General features: G+C 69.4%; 18 protein-coding genes. 9 read left to right on the top strand and 9 right to left on the bottom strand.

The window, feature by feature from the left end:
- Positions 1-59: 59 nt before the first annotated feature.
- Entirely contained in the window at positions 60-2,834 is a 2,775-nt protein-coding gene (locus ACIA58_RS02330; protein ID WP_396401779.1) for an AAA family ATPase, read from the top strand.
- Here the strand turns inward: ACIA58_RS02330 and ACIA58_RS02335 are convergent.
- Both ACIA58_RS02335 and ACIA58_RS02340 read right to left on the bottom strand, forming a co-directional pair.
- Complete coding sequence (locus tag ACIA58_RS02335) at positions 2,819-3,682, bottom strand: GNAT family N-acetyltransferase (RefSeq protein WP_396401780.1); 864 nt, start codon at positions 3,680-3,682, stop codon at positions 2,819-2,821. The two genes, ACIA58_RS02330 and ACIA58_RS02335, sit on opposite strands and share 16 nt — an antisense overlap.
- On the bottom strand, positions 3,679-4,503 hold the full coding sequence (locus tag ACIA58_RS02340) for a GNAT family N-acetyltransferase (RefSeq protein ID WP_396401781.1): 825 nt from the start codon (positions 4,501-4,503) through the stop codon (positions 3,679-3,681). The genes ACIA58_RS02335 and ACIA58_RS02340 overlap by 4 nt, the downstream gene beginning before the upstream one ends.
- Positions 4,504-4,558: 55 nt before the next feature.
- Between ACIA58_RS02340 and ACIA58_RS02345 the strand changes: the two genes are divergently transcribed.
- From ACIA58_RS02345 to mptB, 4 genes are read left to right on the top strand one after another with little or no spacing between them, the layout of a single operon-like run.
- Positions 4,559-5,194: a PadR family transcriptional regulator gene (locus ACIA58_RS02345; protein ID WP_396401782.1), complete on the top strand. Its 636-nt coding sequence runs from the start codon at positions 4,559-4,561 to the stop codon at positions 5,192-5,194.
- Positions 5,195-5,226: 32 nt separating this feature from the next.
- A complete protein-coding gene (locus tag ACIA58_RS02350; protein WP_396401783.1) occupies positions 5,227-6,213 on the top strand; it encodes an ATP-binding cassette domain-containing protein in 987 nt (328 codons plus the stop codon).
- Positions 6,210-6,974, top strand: a complete 765-nt coding sequence (locus ACIA58_RS02355) for an ABC transporter permease (RefSeq protein ID WP_396401784.1) — start codon at positions 6,210-6,212, stop codon at positions 6,972-6,974. Before ACIA58_RS02350 ends, ACIA58_RS02355 begins: the two co-directional genes overlap by 4 nt.
- Positions 6,975-7,014: 40 nt before the next feature.
- Positions 7,015-8,439, top strand: a complete 1,425-nt coding sequence (gene mptB, locus ACIA58_RS02360) for a polyprenol phosphomannose-dependent alpha 1,6 mannosyltransferase MptB (protein ID WP_396401785.1) — start codon at positions 7,015-7,017, stop codon at positions 8,437-8,439.
- Here mptB and menD read toward each other — a convergent pair.
- Genes menD through ACIA58_RS02375 form a run of 3 tightly spaced genes read right to left on the bottom strand, consistent with a single transcriptional unit; the run spans position 8,426 to position 12,200 of the window.
- Entirely contained in the window at positions 8,426-10,066 is a 1,641-nt protein-coding gene (gene menD / locus ACIA58_RS02365) for a 2-succinyl-5-enolpyruvyl-6-hydroxy-3-cyclohexene-1-carboxylic-acid synthase (RefSeq protein WP_396401786.1), read from the bottom strand. The two genes, mptB and menD, sit on opposite strands and share 14 nt — an antisense overlap.
- Positions 10,063-10,989, bottom strand: a complete 927-nt coding sequence (locus ACIA58_RS02370) for an o-succinylbenzoate synthase (RefSeq protein ID WP_396401787.1) — start codon at positions 10,987-10,989, stop codon at positions 10,063-10,065. The genes menD and ACIA58_RS02370 overlap by 4 nt, the downstream gene beginning before the upstream one ends.
- Entirely contained in the window at positions 10,986-12,200 is a 1,215-nt protein-coding gene (locus ACIA58_RS02375; RefSeq protein ID WP_396401788.1) for an AMP-binding protein, read from the bottom strand. Before ACIA58_RS02375 ends, ACIA58_RS02370 begins: the two co-directional genes overlap by 4 nt.
- Here ACIA58_RS02375 and ACIA58_RS02380 point away from each other — a divergent pair.
- The gene (locus ACIA58_RS02380) at positions 12,199-13,071 is read left to right on the top strand and encodes a 1,4-dihydroxy-2-naphthoate polyprenyltransferase (RefSeq protein ID WP_396401789.1); all 873 of its coding nucleotides are present in this window, start codon (positions 12,199-12,201) and stop codon (positions 13,069-13,071) included. The two genes, ACIA58_RS02375 and ACIA58_RS02380, sit on opposite strands and share 2 nt — an antisense overlap.
- Before the next feature lie 155 nt (positions 13,072-13,226).
- Here ACIA58_RS02380 and ACIA58_RS02385 read toward each other — a convergent pair whose 3' ends face one another.
- Positions 13,227-14,345, bottom strand: coding sequence for a PLP-dependent cysteine synthase family protein (locus ACIA58_RS02385; protein ID WP_396401790.1), 1,119 nt, complete (start codon positions 14,343-14,345; stop codon positions 13,227-13,229).
- 82 nt (positions 14,346-14,427) lie between these two features.
- Between ACIA58_RS02385 and ACIA58_RS02390 the strand changes: the two genes are divergently transcribed.
- Genes ACIA58_RS02390 through ACIA58_RS02400 form a run of 3 tightly spaced genes read left to right on the top strand, consistent with a single transcriptional unit; the run spans position 14,428 to position 16,321 of the window.
- The gene (locus tag ACIA58_RS02390) at positions 14,428-14,739 is read left to right on the top strand and encodes a hypothetical protein (protein WP_396401791.1); all 312 of its coding nucleotides are present in this window, start codon (positions 14,428-14,430) and stop codon (positions 14,737-14,739) included.
- A 37-nt stretch (positions 14,740-14,776) separates the two neighbouring features.
- Positions 14,777-15,796, top strand: a complete 1,020-nt coding sequence (locus ACIA58_RS02395) for a M48 family metallopeptidase (protein ID WP_396401792.1) — start codon at positions 14,777-14,779, stop codon at positions 15,794-15,796.
- A 48-nt stretch (positions 15,797-15,844) separates the two neighbouring features.
- Positions 15,845-16,321 carry a GNAT family N-acetyltransferase gene (locus tag ACIA58_RS02400; RefSeq protein WP_396401793.1) on the top strand — a complete coding sequence of 159 codons (477 nt, stop codon included), beginning with the start codon at positions 15,845-15,847 and terminating at the stop codon, positions 16,319-16,321.
- A gap of 518 nt (positions 16,322-16,839) precedes the next feature.
- Here ACIA58_RS02400 and ACIA58_RS02405 read toward each other — a convergent pair.
- From ACIA58_RS02405 to ACIA58_RS02415, 3 genes are all read right to left on the bottom strand, one after another.
- Positions 16,840-18,402 (bottom strand): MFS transporter, encoded by a 1,563-nt coding sequence (locus ACIA58_RS02405; protein WP_396401794.1) that lies wholly within the window; start codon positions 18,400-18,402, stop codon positions 16,840-16,842.
- A gap of 60 nt (positions 18,403-18,462) precedes the next feature.
- Entirely contained in the window at positions 18,463-19,065 is a 603-nt protein-coding gene (locus ACIA58_RS02410) for a TetR-like C-terminal domain-containing protein (protein WP_396401795.1), read from the bottom strand.
- A gap of 179 nt (positions 19,066-19,244) precedes the next feature.
- Entirely contained in the window at positions 19,245-19,496 is a 252-nt protein-coding gene (locus tag ACIA58_RS02415) for a DUF4229 domain-containing protein (RefSeq protein WP_396401796.1), read from the bottom strand.

Genomic DNA, 19,496 nt, shown 5'->3' on the forward strand with positions numbered 1-19,496 from the left:
GGGTTCGATCACCGGGCCGGGTCATGGTCCCGGGGGTCGAACCGGTCTATTTTCAGACCATGCTGGTTGACCGGCTGGTTGATCGGATCGCCGAGCGCCGGCAGCTCGACGAGCTCCTCGGTCACGTCCGGAGCGGCCTGAGCCAGGCCCTGGTGATCCGCGGGGAAGCGGGGATCGGCAAGTCGGCGTTGCTCGAGTATCTGGTCGGCGAGGCGTCCAAGTGCCGGGTCATGCGGGCGGCCGGCGTACAGGCCGAAGCCGAGCTCGCGTTCGCCGGCCTGCACCAGCTGTGCGCAACGCTCTTGCACCGGCTCGACCACATTCCGTCCCCCCAGAGTGAGGCGCTCGGCACCGCCTTCGGCCTTCGAACGGGTCCGCCACCGGATCGCTTCCTGGTCGGCCTGGCCGTCCTCAGCCTGCTGGCCGACGCCGCGACCGACGAACCACTGCTCTGCGTCGTCGACGACGCGCAATGGCTCGACGACACCTCCGCACAAACTCTCACGTTCGTGGCCCGGCGGCTGATGCACGAGTCCGTCGCCCTGGTCTTCGCCCTCCGCGACTCGGCCGACGCCGGGCCGTTCTCCGGCGTACCCCGGCTCGACCTCGGCGGCCTCCCGCCACACCACGCACGAGAGCTGCTCAGCGCGGCGATCCCCGGACCGATCGACGAGCGGGTCCGCGACCGCATCCTGGCCGAGACCCGCGGGAACCCGCTGGCGCTTCTGGAACTACCGCAGGATCTCAGCTACGCCGAACTCGCCGGCGGCTTCGGCTTGCCCGACGCACAGCAACTCACCCATCGGATCGAGGGCACCTTCCAGCGCCGCCTCGCACCGTTACCGTCCGACACCCGCCGGCTGCTCCTGATCGCCGCGGTCGAGCCGGCCGGGGACGCGGCCCTGGTACGCCGTGCCGCGCAGCGACTGGGCATCGCCGTCGACACGGTCGATCCGGCCGAGTTCGCCGGCCTGGTGCAGTTCCACGAGCGGATCACCTTCCGGCATCCGCTGGTGCGCTCGGCGATCCAGCGGGAGGCGACGCCGCAGGAACGCCGGGAGGCGCACCGTGCGCTGGCCGAGGTCATCGATCCGGCGCGCGACGCGGACCGCCGGGCCTGGCATCTCGCCCACGCGGCGAGCGGCCCCGACGACACCATCGCCGCGGAACTGGAACAGTCCGCCGGCCGCGCCCAGGCCCGCGGCGGTCTGGCCGCGGCAGCCGCGTTCCTCGAGCGCTCCGCGCGGCTGACCATCGATCCGGCACAGCGGGCCACCCGGGCGCTGGCGGCGGCGCAGACGAAGAGCCAGGCCGGAGCGTTCGATGCCGCGCTGGACCTGCTGGTGATGGCCGAAGCGGGACCGCTCAGTGAACTGCAACGGGCTCGCGTCGACCTCCTGCGCGCGCAGGTCACCTTCGCTACCAACCGGGGCCGAGACGCCGCGCCGCTGCTGCTCAAGGCCGCGAAGCGCCTCGAGCCGATCGACACCGCGCTGTCCCGGGAGACCTACCTGGACGCACTGACGGCTGCCATGTTCGCGGGCCGACTGGCCGCTCCGGACGGCGACACCCTGGCCGTGGCGCGAGCTGCCAGTACGACGCCCCGACCGCACGAGCCCACCTCACCGGATCTCCTCCTGGCCGGCCTGGCCGCCAATTTCACCGAGGGCTACGCGGCCGGCCTGCCGTTGTTGCGGCGAGCCGTGACCTCGTTCGGCGACGACCTGTCCGCCCCGGAGGAGCTGCGCTGGTCGTGGCTGGCGTGCGAGGCGGCTCTGCATTTGTGGGACGACGTGTGCTGGGACCGGTTTTCCGCCCGGTACCTCGAGCTCGCCCGCACGACCGGCGCTTTGAGTCAGCTTCCGCTCGCGCTCAGCATGCGCGCGTACCTGCTGCTGCTCACCGGCGAACTCGGCGCCGCGGGGGCACTCGTCGACGAGATCCAGACCGTGACCGAGGCGACCGGCAGCAACCCGTCGCCGTACGCCGGACTCGCCGTTGCCGCGCTCCGCGGTGCGACCGCCGAGGTGTCCACGCGGATCGAAACCACCATTCCGGACGCGACCCACCGGGGCGAGGGCATCGGGGTCGTTGTCGCCGAACGGGCGACGGCGGTACTGAACAACGGCCACGGCTGCTACCGCGAGGCGATGGCCGCCGCGCACCGCGCACTCGGCCAGGTGAACGTTCCCCTGGCGCGGACTCCGGGCGCGATGAGCTGGGCCGCGACCGAGTTCGTCGAGGCGGCCGTCCGCAGCGGGCGGCTCGAGGCGGCGAAGGAAACGCTGGGCTGGATCACCCCGATGACCAGCGCGAGCGGCACCGACTGGGCCCTCGGGATCGAGGCCCGATCCCGCGCGCTGGTCAGCGACGACCGGACGGCCGAAACCCTCTACCGTGAGGCGATCGACCGACTCGCCGGGACCCGCGTCCGCACCGAACTCGCCCGCGCCATCCTCCTGTACGGCGAATGGCTCCGGCGACGGCGCCGCCGCAACGACGCCCGCGAACATCTCCACACCGCCGACGACCTGTTCACCGAGATGGGAGCCGAAGCCTTCGCCGAACGCGCCCGCCGGGAACTCCTCGCCACCGGCGAAACCGCCCGCAAACGCACTCCCGCCACAACCACCCAACTAACGGCCCGCGAAAGCCAGATCGCCCGCCTGGCCGGCGACGGTTTCTCCAACCCCGAGATCGGCAGCCGGCTGTTCCTCAGCCCCCGCACCGTCGAATACCACCTCGGCAACATCTACACCAAGCTCGGCATCGCCTCCCGCCACGACCTGCCCACACCCCTGACGGTCAGCGCACCGGATCAATCGAACGCATAACCCACAAGATCCCGCACACCCCGGAACCCGATGGCCGCATAGATCCGGTTCGACGTCGGATTCGCGAGGTCGGTGAACAAACACACCTCATCCCCGGCATCGCGCAACCGCCGACTCACCTCCGCCGTCAGCGCGCTTGCATAGCCCCGGCCGCGGTACTCCGGGGGCGTGTACACCGGACCGATCCGGGCCGCGCCGAACACCGGCTCCTGGTGGCCGACCAGGCTGACGACACGGCCGCCGTCCTCCCACACCCACACGCGATCCCGCAGGATCCGCTGCTCGATCCAGCGCCGATCGGCCGCCGCACCCTCGCCCGCATGACCGGACTCGGCGCGGAAGCCCCCGAACATCGGCGCGACGACCTCCAGATCCGCCACCGTCGCCCTCCGGGGCGTCCCGTCCGCCTTCTGCTCGACCAACTCGCCGAGCTGATGCAGCCGGGCCCGCTCCGTCTCACGGAAGGTCCGCCCGGTGCGTACGGCGTACTGCTCGGCGAACAACCGGGCCGACTCCTCCGGCCCGACCGCGCCGATCGCCCGCGGGGACGCCTCGGCCAGTACGTCGACCACCACCGGCACGAGCTCGACCGGGAGATCGGCGAGGTTGATGCCGCGCAACGCGGTGCACATCACCACACCAACCACTTCGCCGGCGTCGCCGGCGTCGTCACCGGCGTCGCCGTCGTGCACCGAGACGAAGACGGGCGGCTCCGGATCGTTCATGATGCCGCTGACCCGGTCGGCGATGTTGGTCAGGATCGTCGAGTTGCGTACCGGATCGCGTTGCAGGAAAGGGAAGACGAGCTCCCGGAACGCGGCCGGGTCAGCGGTGGTACGGACGATCATGCACTGAACTCCACATCGACGAAATCGGCCACCGGGCGGTAGCCGGCCTGGTAGTAGATCTTGTTGGACGTCGGATTCGCCAGGTCCGTGTACAGGCAGGCCTGGTTGCCATCGGCAAGGATCGTGGCGGAGACCTGGCTGGTGAGCGCGCCGGCATACCCGTGGCGACGCTTGCCCGGCGGCGTGTAGACCGGACCGACCCGGCAGACGCCGAAGATCGGGAGGTGGTAGCCGGCCATACTCACCGCCTCGCCGCCGACCTCCCACATCCACATCGTCCCGTCGTCGATCCGGCGCTCGGCCCACTCACGATGGCCGGTCGCCAGCTCCTCGGCGAACCCGTCCTTGCCCCAGGCCGCGACCAGCTCGACCTCGTCGGCCCTCATCAGGCGGGCGGAGCCTTCCGCCTCGAGCGGCGTGAGGTCGATCAGCTTGTGCAACCGGGTGCCCCGCATCTCGGTCAGGCCCCCGCCGCGGCGCTCGACCCAGCGCTCCGCGAACCGGCGGGCGGCCGGCCGATCGCCCGCCACACCGGGGAGCTCCGGCAGTACGTCGGCGTACGCATCGGCGATCAGCTCGGCGAGATCCTCGGGCAGTGCACCGAGGTACACGCCGCGGCCCGGCGTACGCATCGCGACGCCGATCACGTCCGGGTCGTGCACGGAGACGAAGTACGACGGCTCGGGCTCGGCAGGCGCCGTACCGTTCGCGCGCTCGTGGACATTGCTCATGATGATCGTGTGCAGCACCGGATCCTGTTGCAGGAAAGGGAACACGGCCTGCTCGAACGCCTGCGGATCGCTCGTCACCCGGACATCCATGCCCGGAGCGTACGCCTGGGGACCGTTGCGGGTCGTCCGGATTTACACTGCGAACATGTCCACCACGCGGTTGTTGCTGCTCGGGGTCGTGCGGATCTTCCAGCCGGCCTACGGGTACCAGCTGCGGCGCGAGCTGATGACGTGGAACGTGCAGGCGTGGGCGAACATCAACCCCGGCTCGATCTACACCGGGCTGCGGACGCTGGCCAAGCACGGCTATCTCCAGGAGCTGGAGCAGGACGGCGCGCACCGACCCGGGCGTACGTCGTACAAACTCACCGTCGACGGCGAGACGGAGTACTTCTCCCTGCTCCGCGGCATGCTGTGGACGGTCGACGGCTTCCACCCCGACAAGATGCAGGCGGCCCTCAGCTTCATGTGGTCGCTGCGCCGCGACGAGGTGCTGGACGCGCTGGAGGCCCGCATCTCCCAACTGGAGGCCTGGCTGAAGTCCGGCCCGTACTCCGAACGCCAGATCCGCGAGGACCCCGGTACGCCGAACCACGTGGTCGAGATGTTCCGGATCACCACCGCGCGCGACCGCGGCGAGCTGGAGTGGACCCGCCAGTTCCACGACCGCATCAAGTCCGGCGACTACGCCTTCGCCGACGAACCCGGCGACTGGGAGCCCTACCCCGGCATGATCACCCACTGGGGCGAGATCCCCGATCCACCCACTAATCAACATTGACTAGTCAAAGTTGATTAGTCACACTGTCTCGCATGATGATCGAAGCTCGTGGCTTGGTGCGGACCTTCAAGACCAAACGTGGACCCGTCCAGGCTGTGCAAGGTGTTGACCTCGATGTGGCCGACGGGGAGATCGTCGGCTTTCTCGGCCCGAACGGGGCCGGCAAGACCACGACGATGCGGATGCTGGCGACCCTGATCCAGCCGACCAGCGGGACCGCGACCGTGGCCGGCTGTGACCTCGCCAAGGACCCGGTCGGCGTACGCCGCGGTATCGGGTACGTGCCGCAGAGCGGATCCACGCTCCCCGAGGCGGTCGCCGGCGACGAGGTCGTCGACCACGCCCGCCTGTACGGCGTACCGAAGGCGAAGGCTGCCGCGGACGGCCGGCGGCTGTTCGAGGAGCTCGACCTCCCCGGCCTGTGGCGCCGCCAGTGCAAGACGCTGTCCGGCGGCCAGCGGCGGCGGCTGGACATCGTGATGGGCCTGATCCACGACCCGAAGCTGATCTTCCTGGACGAGCCGACGACCGGCCTCGACCCGCAGGCCCGCGCGAACCTGTGGGAGCACATCCGCGGGCTCCGCGACCGCGGCGCGACGATCTTCCTCACCACGCACTACCTGGACGAGGCGGACGCGCTCTGCGACCGGATCCTGGTCATCGACCACGGCAAGATCGTTGCCTCCGGCACCCCGGACAACCTCAAGCAGCAGGTCTCCGGTGACGCGGTCCGCCTGAGCCTCGCGGACAACACCCGGGCGCCGGAGGTGATGAAGATCGTCCAGGAGCTCGACGGCGCGGTGGAGGTCGAGACCGACGTCGACGTGGTCGGTTTCCGGATCCAGCGCGGCGGCTCGGTGCTGCCGGGCCTGCTCCGCTCGATCGATGCCCAGGGCATCGAGTTGCACGGTGTCGAAGTACACCGGCCGACCCTCGACGACGTGTTCCTGACCATGACCGGCCGCTCGCTGCGCGACGAAGGCGCGCCCGAGGAGAAGAAGGAAGAGGCTGCCGCATGACCGTCCTGCGTGAGACGTGGATCGTGTTCCACCGGGCGATGCGGTTGTCGCTGCGGAATCCGATGTGGTCGATCCTGATGCTCAGCCAGCCGCTGATGTACCTGTTCCTGTTCGGCCCGCTGCTGAAGCCGATCACCGCCCAGATCAGCCAGGGCGCGACCACGAACGCCTACCAGGTGTTCATCCCCGGTCTGATCGTCCAGCTCGGCATGTTCGGCGCGATGTTCGTCGGCTTCGGCCTGATCGCGGAGTACCGGGCCGGCGTGATCGAGGCCGACCGCGTCACCCCGGCGTCCCGCATCGCCTTGATGGCAGGCCGGGTACTGCGCGATGTCGTCGTACTGCTGGTTCAGTCCATCCTGCTGCTGCTCGCGGCGCTCCCACTCGGCCTGCGCGCCCCGTGGGGCGGCGTGCTGCTGTCTTTGGTGATCGTCGCCCTGCTCGGCGCGACCTTCGCTTCGCTGTCGTACTCCGTCGCGCTCATCACCAAGAGCGAGGACGCACTGGCGCCGCTGCTCAACGGCATCGCCATGCCGTTGCTGCTGCTGTCCGGCATCCTGCTGCCGATGCAGATCGGTCCGACCTGGCTGCAGCGCCTGTCCGACATCAGCCCGCTGAAGCACGTCGTGAACGGCGTCCGGGCGTTGTTCCGCGGCGACATCGGCAGCTCCGCGTCGCTCTGGGGCCTGTTCTGGGTCGTGCTGCTGACCGTGATCGGTCTGGCTGTCGGTGCGCGTACGTTCCGCAAGGAGTCCGCTTAGTGTTCATCGGTGCGTCGCATGGCCGGGCTACGGTGCGGCCATGCGTTCGCCGATGGTCCGTGGGGTCGTCGGCTCCGTCATAGTCGCTGTGGCGAGTCTGGTGACGTCGGTGGTGCCGGCGTCCTCCTGGGTCGCCGCGCTGCCGGTGACGGGCGACCTGCGGCACACACTGCTCGGCCGGATGGTCGGACTGACGTTCATGGTCGCCGGGCTCGGGCTGATGGCCTGGGCCTGGCTGACCGTGGGCCGTCGAGTCATGGCCGGCGAACGGTTCCAGCTGCTCCGCATGACGGCGTACTGGAGCGCACCGCTGCTGCTGGCTCCGCCGCTGTTCAGCCGGGACGCCTGGAGCTACGCGGCCCAAGGCGCACTCGTCGCGAAGGGGTACAACCCGTACGACGTGGGACCCGGCGTACTGTCCGGCCACATCGTCGAGGCAGTCGACCCGATGTGGATGCAGACGCCGGCGCCGTACGGTCCCCTGCCGCTCGCGTACGGCGGTCTGGTCGCCCACCTCACCATGGACCCGTACGTGCTCATGCTGGCGCACCGCCTCCTCGCTGTACTGGGCATAGTGCTCATCGCGTGGGCTGTACCGCGCTTGGCAACCGCATGTCGGGTCGACCCGGCTTTTGCCACCTGGCTGGTTGTGCTGAACCCGATGCTGATCACCCACGGCATCGGTGCAGCCCATAACGACGTACTGATGCTGGGCCTCGCCTGCAGTGCGTTCGCGCTGGCGCTGACTGGTCGTTGGGGTACGGCGGCTGTCGTGGCAGGCGCTGCAGCAGCGGTGAAGCTGCCAGGTGGGCTTGTGGTGATAGCCATCGCGGCAGTGATGAGTCCACTCGCCGGACGGCTGCTCCGGTTCGCCAGTCTGGTCATTGCGGGGGCCGTGTCGGTACTGACGCTGGTCACCATCGGCGCACTGACCGGTGTGGGCTCCGGCTGGCTTGGAGCGCTGGATGTCCCCGGACTGGTCCGTTCGCCGTTCTCTGTCGCCAACCTGATCGGTATGGCGGCTTCTGGCGTCCTCGGCTGGCTGGGTGAGGACACTGCGGCCGCGCAGGCCCTTCAGATCGTCCGACTGCTCGGAATGGTCGCCGCGCTCGGTCTGATCGCGTGGCTGAGTCTCCGGTCGTCGATCCACTACGCGGCGCGGGCCGTTGGTGTCGCACTCCTCGCGGTGGTGGTGCTCGGTCCGAGCGCACACGACTGGTACTTCCTGTGGTGCCTGCCGTTCCTGGCGGTGGTGCGGCCCGGCCGGAAGCTGACGACGATCATCACCGCGGTCAGCCTGATCCTCACCATCGCCGCACCGCTGAACTCGTCACTGCGCGGTGCGACGATCCCGATCCTGACGACGACGGCGCTGGTGATCGCGGCGGCTTTGCCGCTGCTCAACCACCTCCGCACGCTGCACCCGGCCCGGAAGCCTTCGAAGGTCCCGGTTACAGCCGCTTGAGCGCTGCCACCATGGCCTCACCCAGCGGGCGGTGGTTGCCGCGCGAGATCCTCACCTCGACGACGTCCAGGCCGGCGACCGTCGGCGCCAGCGCCGAACGCAACTCGTCGACCGTCCCGACCCGCGTGTACGGCGTCTGCGTGGCGGCACACAGTGCGCCGAGGTCCACGTTGTGCGGCGTGCCGAAGACTCGCTCGAAGTGCGACGCATGGGTCGGGTCGCCCTGCTCCAGCGTGGAGAAGATCCCGCCGCCGTTGTCGTTGACGACCACGATCCGCAGGTCGGGCCGGGCTTCGTCCGGGCCGATGACGAGCCCGTTGCTGTCGTGCAGGAAGGCGAGGTCGCCGATCAGCGCGTACGTCGGCCCCGCGTTCGCCAGCGCGGCGCCGACGGCGGTCGAGATCGTGCCGTCGATGCCGGCCAGACCGCGGTTCGCGATGGTGCGGATCGGGACGACCGGGGCGAGGTCGAGGTCGCGGACCGGGTTCGACGACGCGACCACGAGCATGCCGTCGGCGCCGACGGCCTCGCCGACCAGCGCCGCCACGCGCGGTCCGCTCAGGCCGTCCGCCAGCACCTTGTCGATCTCCGGACGCGCCGCCTGGTCAGCATGCTGCCACCTGGTCAGCCAGTCGGTCGTGTCCGGTGCGGTGACCTCCAACGCGGTCACCACGGACTTGGCGCGGCGCGCCGGGTCCGGCCACAGCCCGGTCGGTGACACCACGACGACCTCGACGTCCGGCCGCGCCAGCAGCTTCGAGATCGGCCGCGACAACGTCGGATGCCCGTAGACCAGCACCCGCTCGATCTGATCGGCGAGCGGGCTTGCCTGCAGCAACAACCGGTACGCCGCGATCACCGCCGGCCCGGTGCGCGCCCGACTCGACGGCTCCGCGAACAACGGCCACCGCCCAGCCTCGGCAACGAGTCGCGCCGCCTGCGAAGCGCCGTCACCCGCAACCACTACGGTTCTAGGCCCCGGAGACACTGCCGCCGGGTGACCGCTCGCCGCGTGCACGGCAGTCCACGGCCCGGTGCTGCGCCCACTCAACGCTTCCGGCCACTCTGGTCCGTCTGTGGGCACCAGGGGCTCACTGAGTGGGCAGTTGAGCTGCACCGGTCCTGGATCAGCGGAGCGGGCACCTGTCGCGTTGGCGACTGCCCGGGCGACCTGCGACCGCCAGTACGCCACCTGGCCGATCTCACGGACCGGCGTACCCATCTCGTGGAACAGGCGGACCGCAGAGCCGAACACCTTGATCTGGTCGGTCGTCTGGTTCGCACCGCTCCCTCTGAGGGCCGGCGGCCGGTCCGCGCTCAGCACGATCAGCGGGAGCCCACTGTGCGATGCCTCCAGGACGGCGGGGTGCAGGTTTGCCACCGCCGTGCCGGACGTGGTGACCACTGGCACGGGCAGTCCGGTGCCGCGCATCAGGCCGATGGCGAGGAACCCCGCCGTACGTTCGTCGATGCGCACGTGGAGCCTCAGTCGCCCGGCGCGGTCGGCCTCCGCGAAGGCCAGGGCCAGTGGCGCGCTCCGCGAGCCTGGCGAGACCACCGCTTCGCGCACGCCGTTGCGGATCAGCTCATCGACCACCACAGTCGCAAAGGCCGTGGACGGGTTCATCCCGCACTCCTCACTCGGGTCAGGCGTTCTTCCCACACCGCGGTCCGCTCGGTGTCGGCTCGGGCCGCTTCCAGTCGTTGTGCATCGGGCACGACGCGCTTGACCGGCAGAAAGCCGTCGACTGCAACTAGTGGCTCTGCAACTACTTCGCTGGTGAACATCGACACCGTCGCCAGACCGCATGCGTACGGAAGCTCAGGAAGCGCGGCTGCCAACGCGACGCCCGCGGCAATCCCCACCGACGTCTCCAAGGCCGACGACACCACCACGGGCAGTCCGATCTGCTCGGCGATGTCCAGGCACGCGCGAACGCCGCCGATGGGCTGTACCTTCAGTACGGCGATGTCCGCGGCGTCGAGCTTCTTCACCAGCAGCGGATCCTCGGCCCGCCGGATCGACTCGTCCGCGGCCACGGGTACGGCGGTGCGTCGCCGTACCTGCGCCAACTCCTCCACCGTCCTGGCCGGCTGCTCGACGTACTCGAGGTCGAAGCGCTGCAGCTCCTTGAGGCTGCGCACGGCCTGGTCGACGGACCACGCGCCGTTCGCGTCGATCCGGACCTGCCCGGCGCCGATCGCGTCCCGGACTGCCTCTACACGTGCGATGTCGTCGGCCAGCGTCTGTCCCGGCTCGGCCACCTTCACCTTCGCCGTACCGCAGCCACTGGCTCTGACGATCTCCGCGGCCTTCTCCGGACCGATCGCGGGCACGGTGCAGTTGACGGGGACGCGGTCGCGCACCGGCGCCGGCCAGCCTCGCTCCGCGGCCTCGTGGGCCGCGCGCAACCAGGAGACACAGGTCGCGTCGTCGTAGTCCAGGAACGGGCTCCACTCCGCCCACCCGGCCGGACCTTCGAACAGCATGCCCTCGCGAACGGTGATGCCGCGAAACTTGTTCTTCAACCCGATCGAGTACGTGATCACCGCACGCCCTCCAGCAACCCCTGCCGATCAACCTTGCCCGAGGCAAGCATCGGCAGAGCCTCCAGGCTGATCACGTCCTGCGGAGCCCAGGTACGAGGCAAGGTCCCACTCACCCAGTCCCGCAACGCATCCCGCTCGATCCCAGCCGGTTCCCCGACCACGAACGCGACCACTCGGGTCCCCCACTCTGCGTCCGGAACGCCCAGGACCACGGCGTCTTTCACCTGTGGATGCTCGAGCAGGCGCGCCTGCACGGTCGTCAGCGTCACGTTCACCCCGCCGGAGATCACTACATCGTCGACCCGGCCGACCACCCGCAGCAGCCCGTCCACGAGTTCGCCGCGGTCCTGCGTCCGGAACCACCCGTCCTTGAGCACCTCGGCCGTCAACTCCGGCCGCAACCGGTACCCGGAGAACAGCGTGCTCCCCTTGATCAGGATCCGCTGATCGTCGTCGAGCGCGATCGACGTACCGTCCAGCGGCTTTCCGGCGTACACACAGCCGCTCCCGGTCTCGGTCATCCCGTACGACGGGATCGCGGTCACACCCGCCTCCGCCGCCTTCGCCTTCAACGACTCCGGCGTCGACGCCCCACCGATGATGATCGCGTCGAACGACCGCAGCGCCGCCAGATCCGTCGCCAGGTACCGCGCCAGCTGCGTCGGCACCATCGCCGTGTACCGCCGGGCGCCGGTCATCGCGGCAGCGCTCCCGGTGAAACTCTCCCCCAGGATCACCGGCGTCGTACCCGCGATCAGCGACCTCGTGAGGATCTGCAACCCACCCACGAAGTACGGCTTCATCGGGAGCAGCCACTGCGCTGGCCCGCCCAGGCGCTCGTGTGTAGCCACGGCGGACGCGATCAGCGCCTCCCGCGACAGGAGCACCCCTTTCGGCTCGCCGGACGACCCGGATGTGGTCAGCACCACAGCGCACCCGTCGTCGACCGGCTCACCCGGTACAGCCGCCTGCTCGACCCGCGCAGCCCCGACCGCATCCTCCGGCACCGGCGCGAACGGCGTACCGCTGCCGTCCAACACGCCGGTGAGCGCCGCCAACACCGCATCCGGCGTCCCCGAAACCAGCCGCAACCTAGCCATAACAACCCCGAGCGTACGGCCCGCCGCTTCGACGCCGGCCCACGGCTCGACGATCCACCGACCGGCCCACTTCCGGCACTCGGCCTCCCGGCTGACAGAATCGACGGTCATGGCCACACCTGCCCAGTGGATCGAAGGCGCCCGCCCCCGCACCTTGCCCGCCGCGATCTCCCCTGTCCTCGTCGGAACCGGCGCGGCCGCGTACCTGGACGGCTTCGTCTGGTGGAAAGCGCTGCTGGCCCTCGGCGTCGCGCTGGCGCTGCAGATCGGCGTCAACTACGCCAACGACTACAGCGACGGCATCCGCGGAACCGACGAGAACCGCGTCGGCCCGCTCCGCCTCGTCGGCTCCAAGGTCGCCCCTCCCGGCCAGGTGAAGGCCGCGGCCTTCACCTGCTTCGGCATCGGGGCCGTCCTCGGCATCGTCCTGTGCGCCACCACCTCCTGGTGGCTGCTGGTCGCCGGCGCCGCGTCCCTGCTGGGCGCGTGGTTCTACACCGGCGGCAAGCGCCCGTACGGCTATCGCGCCCTCGGCGAAGTCAGCGTCTTCCTCTTCTTCGGCCTGGTCGCCGTCCTGGGCACGACGTACGCGCAGGCCGAAACCATCACCTGGCCCGCCGTCGCCGGCGCCATCTCGGTCGGCTCCATCGCCTGCGCCCTCCTGGTGGCCAACAACCTCCGCGACATCCCGACCGACTCCGTCACCGGCAAGCGCACCCTCGCCGTAGTCCTCGGCGCTCCGCGGTCCCGCAAGCTGTACGCCGCCCTGGTGATCCTCGCCTTCGTCCTCGCGGCCGTCTCCGTCATCGCCACCCCATGGACCCTCCTCGCCTTCATCGCCGCACCCCTAGCGATCAAGTCGATCCGAGTCGTCCTCAGCGACGCCGTAGGCCCCGCCCTGATCCCAGTACTCAAAGGAACCGGACAAACCGAACTCCTCTACGCCATCGGCCTGGCCCTCGGCCTAGCCCTCGGCGCCTGACACCCCCCGCACCCGCGCCGACGCGCGGCTCATTCGGGTGGATATCCCCTGGTGTTGGGGGTTGTTCGTTGGCATACCAGCAGAGAACCCCCAATCCGCGCGGATATCCGCTGGCGCGACCGGCGGCCGGGCGGGGCGGCGGGGCGGAGTCTGTGTTACTGGGGTTCGGTCCAGACGCCGGTGCGGGTGAAGGTTTCGAGGGTGGTGGTGTACGGCGTGATGTCTATGCCGCTGGTGCGTAGCCAGGCGTCGTCGTAGTACGTGTTGCCGTAGCGTTCGCCGCTGTCGCAGAGGAGGGTGACGATGCTGCCGCGGGATCCGGTACGGCGCATCTCGGCGGCCAGGCGCAGGGCGCCCCAGAGGTTGGTGCCGGTGGAGCCGCCGACGAGGCGGCCGGTGACGCGGGAGCAGAAGCGCATGGCGGCGATGGAGGCCGCGTCGGGGACCGAGATCATCCGGTCGACGACGCCGAGGACGAAGGACGGTTCGACTCGCGGGCGGCCGATGCCTTCGATGCGGGAGGGGCGGCCGGTGGAGAACTCGTGGTCGCCGGCTTCGAAGGCGGGGAAGAAGGCGGAGTTCTCCGGGTCGACGACCGCGACGGACGTGTCGTACCGCTGGTAGCGGACGTACCGCCCGATGGTGGCCGACGTACCGCCGGTGCCGGCGCCGACCACGATCCAGGCGGGGATCGGGTGCTGCTCGAGCGACAGCTGCCCGAAGATCGACTCGGCGATGTTGTTGTTGCCGCGCCAGTCCGTCGCACGCTCGGCGTACGTGAACTGGTCCATGTAGTGCCCGCCGGTCTCCTCGGCCAGGCGCTTGGCCTCGCCGTAGATCTGGCCGGAGCGTTCGACGAAGTGGCAGCGACCGCCGTAGAACTCGATCAGCTCGACCTTCTCGGGGCTGGTCGAGCGGGGCATCACCGCCACGAACGGGAGCCCGAGCAGGCGGGCGAAGTACGCCTCGCTGACCGCGGTCGAGCCGCTGGAGGCCTCGATGACCGTCGTGCCCTCGTGGATCCAGCCGTTGCACAGGGCGTACAGGAACAGGGACCGGGCGAGCCGGTGCTTGAGCGAGCCGGTGGGATGGACGGACTCGTCCTTGAGGTACAGGTCGACGCCCGTACCTTCGGGCATCGGGAACACGTGCAGATGGGTGTCCGCGCTGCGGTTCGCGTCGGCGTCGACGATCCGGATCGCCTCGGACACCCAGGCGCGTGCCTTGTCGTCCCGCCGGTCGACCTCGCGGCACACCCTGTCAGCCTCACTCATGCGGGCCAGGCTAGGACTTATAGCGGGATTTGAGTATTCCTACGCTCGGTGACCGGGGCCGGCAGGCGACAGGATCGGACCCATGATCCCCCTCGGAGCGGTCGAGTTCTCCCCTGGCGACGTCGCCCTGATCCTCGCCGTCCTGACGCTCGGCGCGACCGCGCTGGCCCTCCCGGCCACCCTCACGTTCGCCTGGGTCGGTCACCTCCGCGCCAAGGACCACCCGGGCTGGAGCGCGTTCGGATATTGGCTGTCCGGTACGGCGATCTGCCTCGCCACCACCGCGCTCGCGGCAGGCCGGGGCCTCGGCTGGTGGGCCGTGCCCCTGGGCTGGCTGCCGACCTTGTTGCTGGCCGTAGTACTCAAACCTCGATCAGACCCGAAGGCGAGCTAAGTTGGGGGTCCATGACGACCGGGAAGCAGGGGGAGCGATGAGCGAGAACGGCGATCGGCCGACGCGGCAGCGGGTGACGTTGACCGATATCAGTTCGCGGGCGTGGGAGCACCCTGCCGACCGCGGTGCGCTGGTGGCGCTGCGGCAGTTGAAGGGCTTCGACTACGTCCTGCGGAAGATGTCGGGGCTGATCAACGAGCGCGCGTTCCGCCTGCAGTTCCTGGGCTCGGCGATCCGGGTCGACGACCGGCAGTTCCCGACCGTGCACCGGCTCTTCACCGAGGCGGCCGCGACCCTGGACGTCCGCGAGCTTCCCGAGCTGTTCGTCACCAACAGCCCGATCTGGAACGCGATGACGATCGGCATGGACAAGCCGTTCATCGTGGTCAACAGCGCGCTGCTCCAGGGCATGGACGAGGAGGAGCTGCGGTTCGTCCTCGGCCACGAGCTCGGTCACGCACAGAGCGGCCACGCGCTGTACCAGTCGCTGCTGCTCTGGCTGATGCGTCTCACCGGCGCGTTCAACTGGATGCCGATGGGCGCGCTCGGGCTCCGCGCGATCATCGCCGCCCTGCACGAGTGGTCCCGCAAGGCGGAGCTGTCGGGTGACCGCGCCGGTCTGCTCGCGACCCAGGACCCGGCGGTCGCGCTGCGCGTCCAGATGAAGCTCGCCAGCGGCGGTCAGCTCGCCGAGCTCGACACGACGGCGTTCCTTGCGCAGGGCACGGAGTACGAGAGCGCCGGCGACCTGCGCGACAGCGTGCTGAAGCTGCTGCTGCTCGAGGCGCAGTCGCACCCGCTGGCCGTCATCCGCGCGCACGAGCTGCGCCGCTGGGTCGACGAGGGCGAGTACACGACGATCGTGTCCGGCGACTACCCGAAGCGCCAGGACGACGGCAACGCCTCGATCTCGCAGGAGGCGAAGAACGCCGCCAAGTCGTACACCGACGCGTTCAACCGCTCCCAGGACCCGCTGGCGAAGCTGCTCCGCGACCTGGGCGACGGTCTGGGCGGCGTCCGCGACTGGGTCTCGTCCAGGTTCCCACCCCGAACCTGACCCGAAACTGACTGGTCGATCGTCCGGGCCGACTGCGATCCTGTGCGCGTGATCGACATACAGGCCATCGGCCCGGACGACTGGAAACCCTGGAGCCGACTCCGGCTCGCCGCGCTGGAAGAAGCGCCGTTCGCCTTCGGTTCGCAGCTCGCGGACTGGATCGACGCCCCCGAGGAGCGCTGGCGTGAGCGACTCAGCGCGCCCGGCGCCTACCAGGTGATCGCCTCGATCGACGGTACGCCGGTAGGCATGGCCGGCGGGTTCCCGGCCGACGACCACGCCGAGCTGGTGTCGATGTGGGTCGCCTCGGCCGGTCGCGGCAAAGGCGTCGGCAACGCGCTGATGACCGCCATCGAGGACTGGGCCCGCAGCATCGGCGCCACCACCCTCAAGCTATCCGTTGTCCCCGGCAACGATCCGGCCCACAACCTCTACCTCCGCCACGGATACGTCGACACCGACGAGCCCGGCGACCTGATGCCGGACGGCGTACGCCGCGAGATCGTGATGCAAAAACACCTTTGAGGGCCAGTACCAAATGCCCCGCGACATCCCCGCAACATCCCGCGGCACGTGCTTGCGCCACCGTGAACAACACCCTGCCGTCGTCCAGCTTTCCCCCACCCGGCGGCCAACGTCATCCACAGCCCCGCCGAGTCGTGGCGAACGGCTCCGACCTCGAACGCCGAGTCGTGGATCAAGGCAGATTTTCACAGCCCCTCTCCACGACTCGGCGGACGGGCTCGGAGCCGGTTGCCACGGCCCGGCGAGCGGGCGGGGGTAGTAGCCGGGCCGTGGAGATTGGGGCGCCCAGACCGTGCTCGCCGATCCCGACGGGATCACCCGCCGACGGGTGTCGCGGACATACCGGGCGGTCATGCCGCTCCAACCAGATTCCCCCGCCCGCACGAACTCGCGCCGACCAGCGTGTTCGCCGGTCACCGAAGCCAGTTCCCTTGGTTGTTCTTCTCTTCAGATTTCATTTGAGCAAAGACGAAGGGCCCGCTTCCCCCCTCCCGGGAAGCGGGCCCTTCGAGCATTACCTACCCCATGTGGACCGGGGCCTGGCCGTCGTTGGCCAGGTCCTTGTGCTTGATCGACAGGCCGACCAGCGTGATCAGCGCGGCGCCCAGCGCCAGGAACCCCGACCAGACGAACGCCCGGGTGAAACCGTGCGTCGTGGCCAGCGCGGTGAACTGACCCTGCAGCTGCTTGATCTGGTCCGGCGACTGCCCGGACTCGGCCGCCTTCTGCAGGCCCGGGGCCAGCTCGGCGAACTTGTCCTTGATCGCGCTGGTGGAGATCGTGCCCAGCAGCGCCAGGCCGACCGCACCACCGATCTGCTGGACCGTGTTCAGCACGGCCGATCCCACTCCCGAATCCTCCGCCGCGACCCCACTGACCGCGGTCAGCGTGAGCGGCACGAAGATCAGGCCCATGCCGAACGAGAGCACCAGGATGTACGGCAGCAGGTGCGTCCAGTACGTCGAGTCGACCTCGAGCCGGCTGAACCCGAACATGCCGGCCGCGACGAACACGCCACCGACGCCGGAGATCCAGCGCGGGTCCATCCGCGCCACCAGCGTCGACGCGACCTGGGCCGCGACCACGATGCCGACACTGAACGGCAGGAACGAGATACCGGTCTTCAGCGCGCTGTAGCCCATGATGCTCTGCACGAAGATGCCCAGGAAGTAGAACATCGAGAACATCGCGGCGCCGACGATCAGCATCACGAAGAAGCTGACCCCGCGGGTCCGGTTCGCGAGGATCCGGAACGGCATCAGCGCGTGCCGCGACCGGGCCTCGATACCGAGGAAGATCCCGATCAGCGCCAGGCCGCCGAGGATGTAGGTCAGCGTGAGCGCGTCGCCCCAGCCGTTGGTGGCGGCGTGCGTCAGGCCGTAGACCAGCGAGGTCAGACCCACGGTGCCGGTGATGGCGCCGGGCAGGTCGAACTTGCCGGACTGGCGGGCCGACTCACCCAGGAACCGGAAGGCCAGTACGGCGACCAGCAGGCCGATCGGCGTGTTGATGAAGAACGTCCAGCGCCAGGACGCCTCGGTCAGCGCGCCACCCAGGATCAGGCCGACGGCAGCACCCGCACCGGACATCGCGGCGTACACACCCATCGCCCGGTTGCGCTCCTTGCCGGCCGGGAACGTCGTGGTGATCAGGGCGAGCGCGTTCGGCGAGGCCGCGGCGGCCGCGAGGCCCTGCAGGATCCGGCTGACCAGCAACACGGTCTCGCTCTGCGCGATACCGCCGACGAACGACGCCAGGCCGAACAGGATGACGCCGAACACGAAGACCTTGCGGCGACCGAGGATGTCACCGATCCGGCCGCCGAGCAGCAGCAGACCGCCGAACGCCAGCGCGTAGGCGTTGACCACCCACGGCAGCGACGCGTCGCTGAAACCGAGCGCACCCTTGATGTGCGGCAGCGCGATGTTGACGATGGTGCCGTCCAGCACCACCATCAGCTGCGCCATGCAGATCAGCGCCAGCGCGATGCCGAGATTGCGGTGACCGTGGCCGTCGGACCCGGCGACCGCATCGGTCGGCCTGCCTTCCGGCGGATCGGCCTTGATGACTTCTTCGGACATAAGAAAAACTTCCCCTCTTGGGCAGACTGTCGTGCTTGTCGCGGACCGGCCCCTCACCGGTCAGCTCACCTGCGACCCCCGCGCCGCAGGCAGGATCACGTTGTCGATCACTCGAAGAATCAGGTCGTCGCTCGGCTCGACGCCGAGGATGTAGGCGTGGTGGATGATCACCGCGGGCAACGTCACCGACAGCAGGACGACGTCGACGTCCGGCGCGATCTCGCCGCGCTCGACAGCACGCTCGTACACCTTGTTGGTCAGCGCCTGCCGGGGCGCCAGGAAGCGCTCGCGGAAGGCCTGCTGCAACTCGTCGTCGCGGTGCAGCGCGGTCAGCAGACCCGCGATCACCGACATCGGCAGCTCGTCGGTGAAGCCGCCGGCCCCGCACGCCATCGAGATCAGGTCGCCGCGCAGGCTGCCGGTGTCGACCTCCTCCGGCATCGGGCAGCCCTTCGCCCGGCTGATCGCGTCGACCACCAGCTCGGCCTTGGTGGACCAGCGCCGGTACAGCGTCGCCTTGCTGGCCTTCGCCGCCGTCGCCACCGCGTCCATCGTCAGCCGGTCGTAGCCGAGCTCGGCCACCACCGCCACGGTCGCGTCGAGGATCTCGTCCTCACGGCCGCCTTCGACCCGCGGCCGCTGCCGTACGCCTGCTGCGTCCATCTTCATCACCCTGCGTAGCTACAAGAACACCGATAGAACGAAACTGTTTCGTTTCATCCATCACTCTACGACTCATGTGAAGGAATGCACAAAGGATTTTCCGCAGAATTCACGAGTGGCATAGGTCACTCTCCGTACCAGTGGATCACTGGTACGGCGTTGTCACGCCGGACGGAGGCTCAGTCGTCGTCTTCGGCGGTACGGGCCTGCTCGAGGCGCTGCGAGATGTTCGCGGCGCGGGTCTCGATCTTGCCGGCCAGCCGTTCGCGGGCGGCGCGGAGGACGAAGATCGACAGGATCGAGGAGACGATCAGCGCGACCAGGAGCAGCGGGAAGATCGTCAGCCAACTGCGCAGCGCGAACCACAGCACCGCGAAGCAGACGGCGAACAACGCCGCCCGCAGGCCGGTGTAGATCGCGAACTCCTTCAT

Origin of the sequence: Kribbella sp. NPDC051586, from assembly GCF_044453965.1 — a bacterium.
Lineage (GTDB): Bacteria > Actinomycetota > Actinomycetes > Propionibacteriales > Kribbellaceae > Kribbella.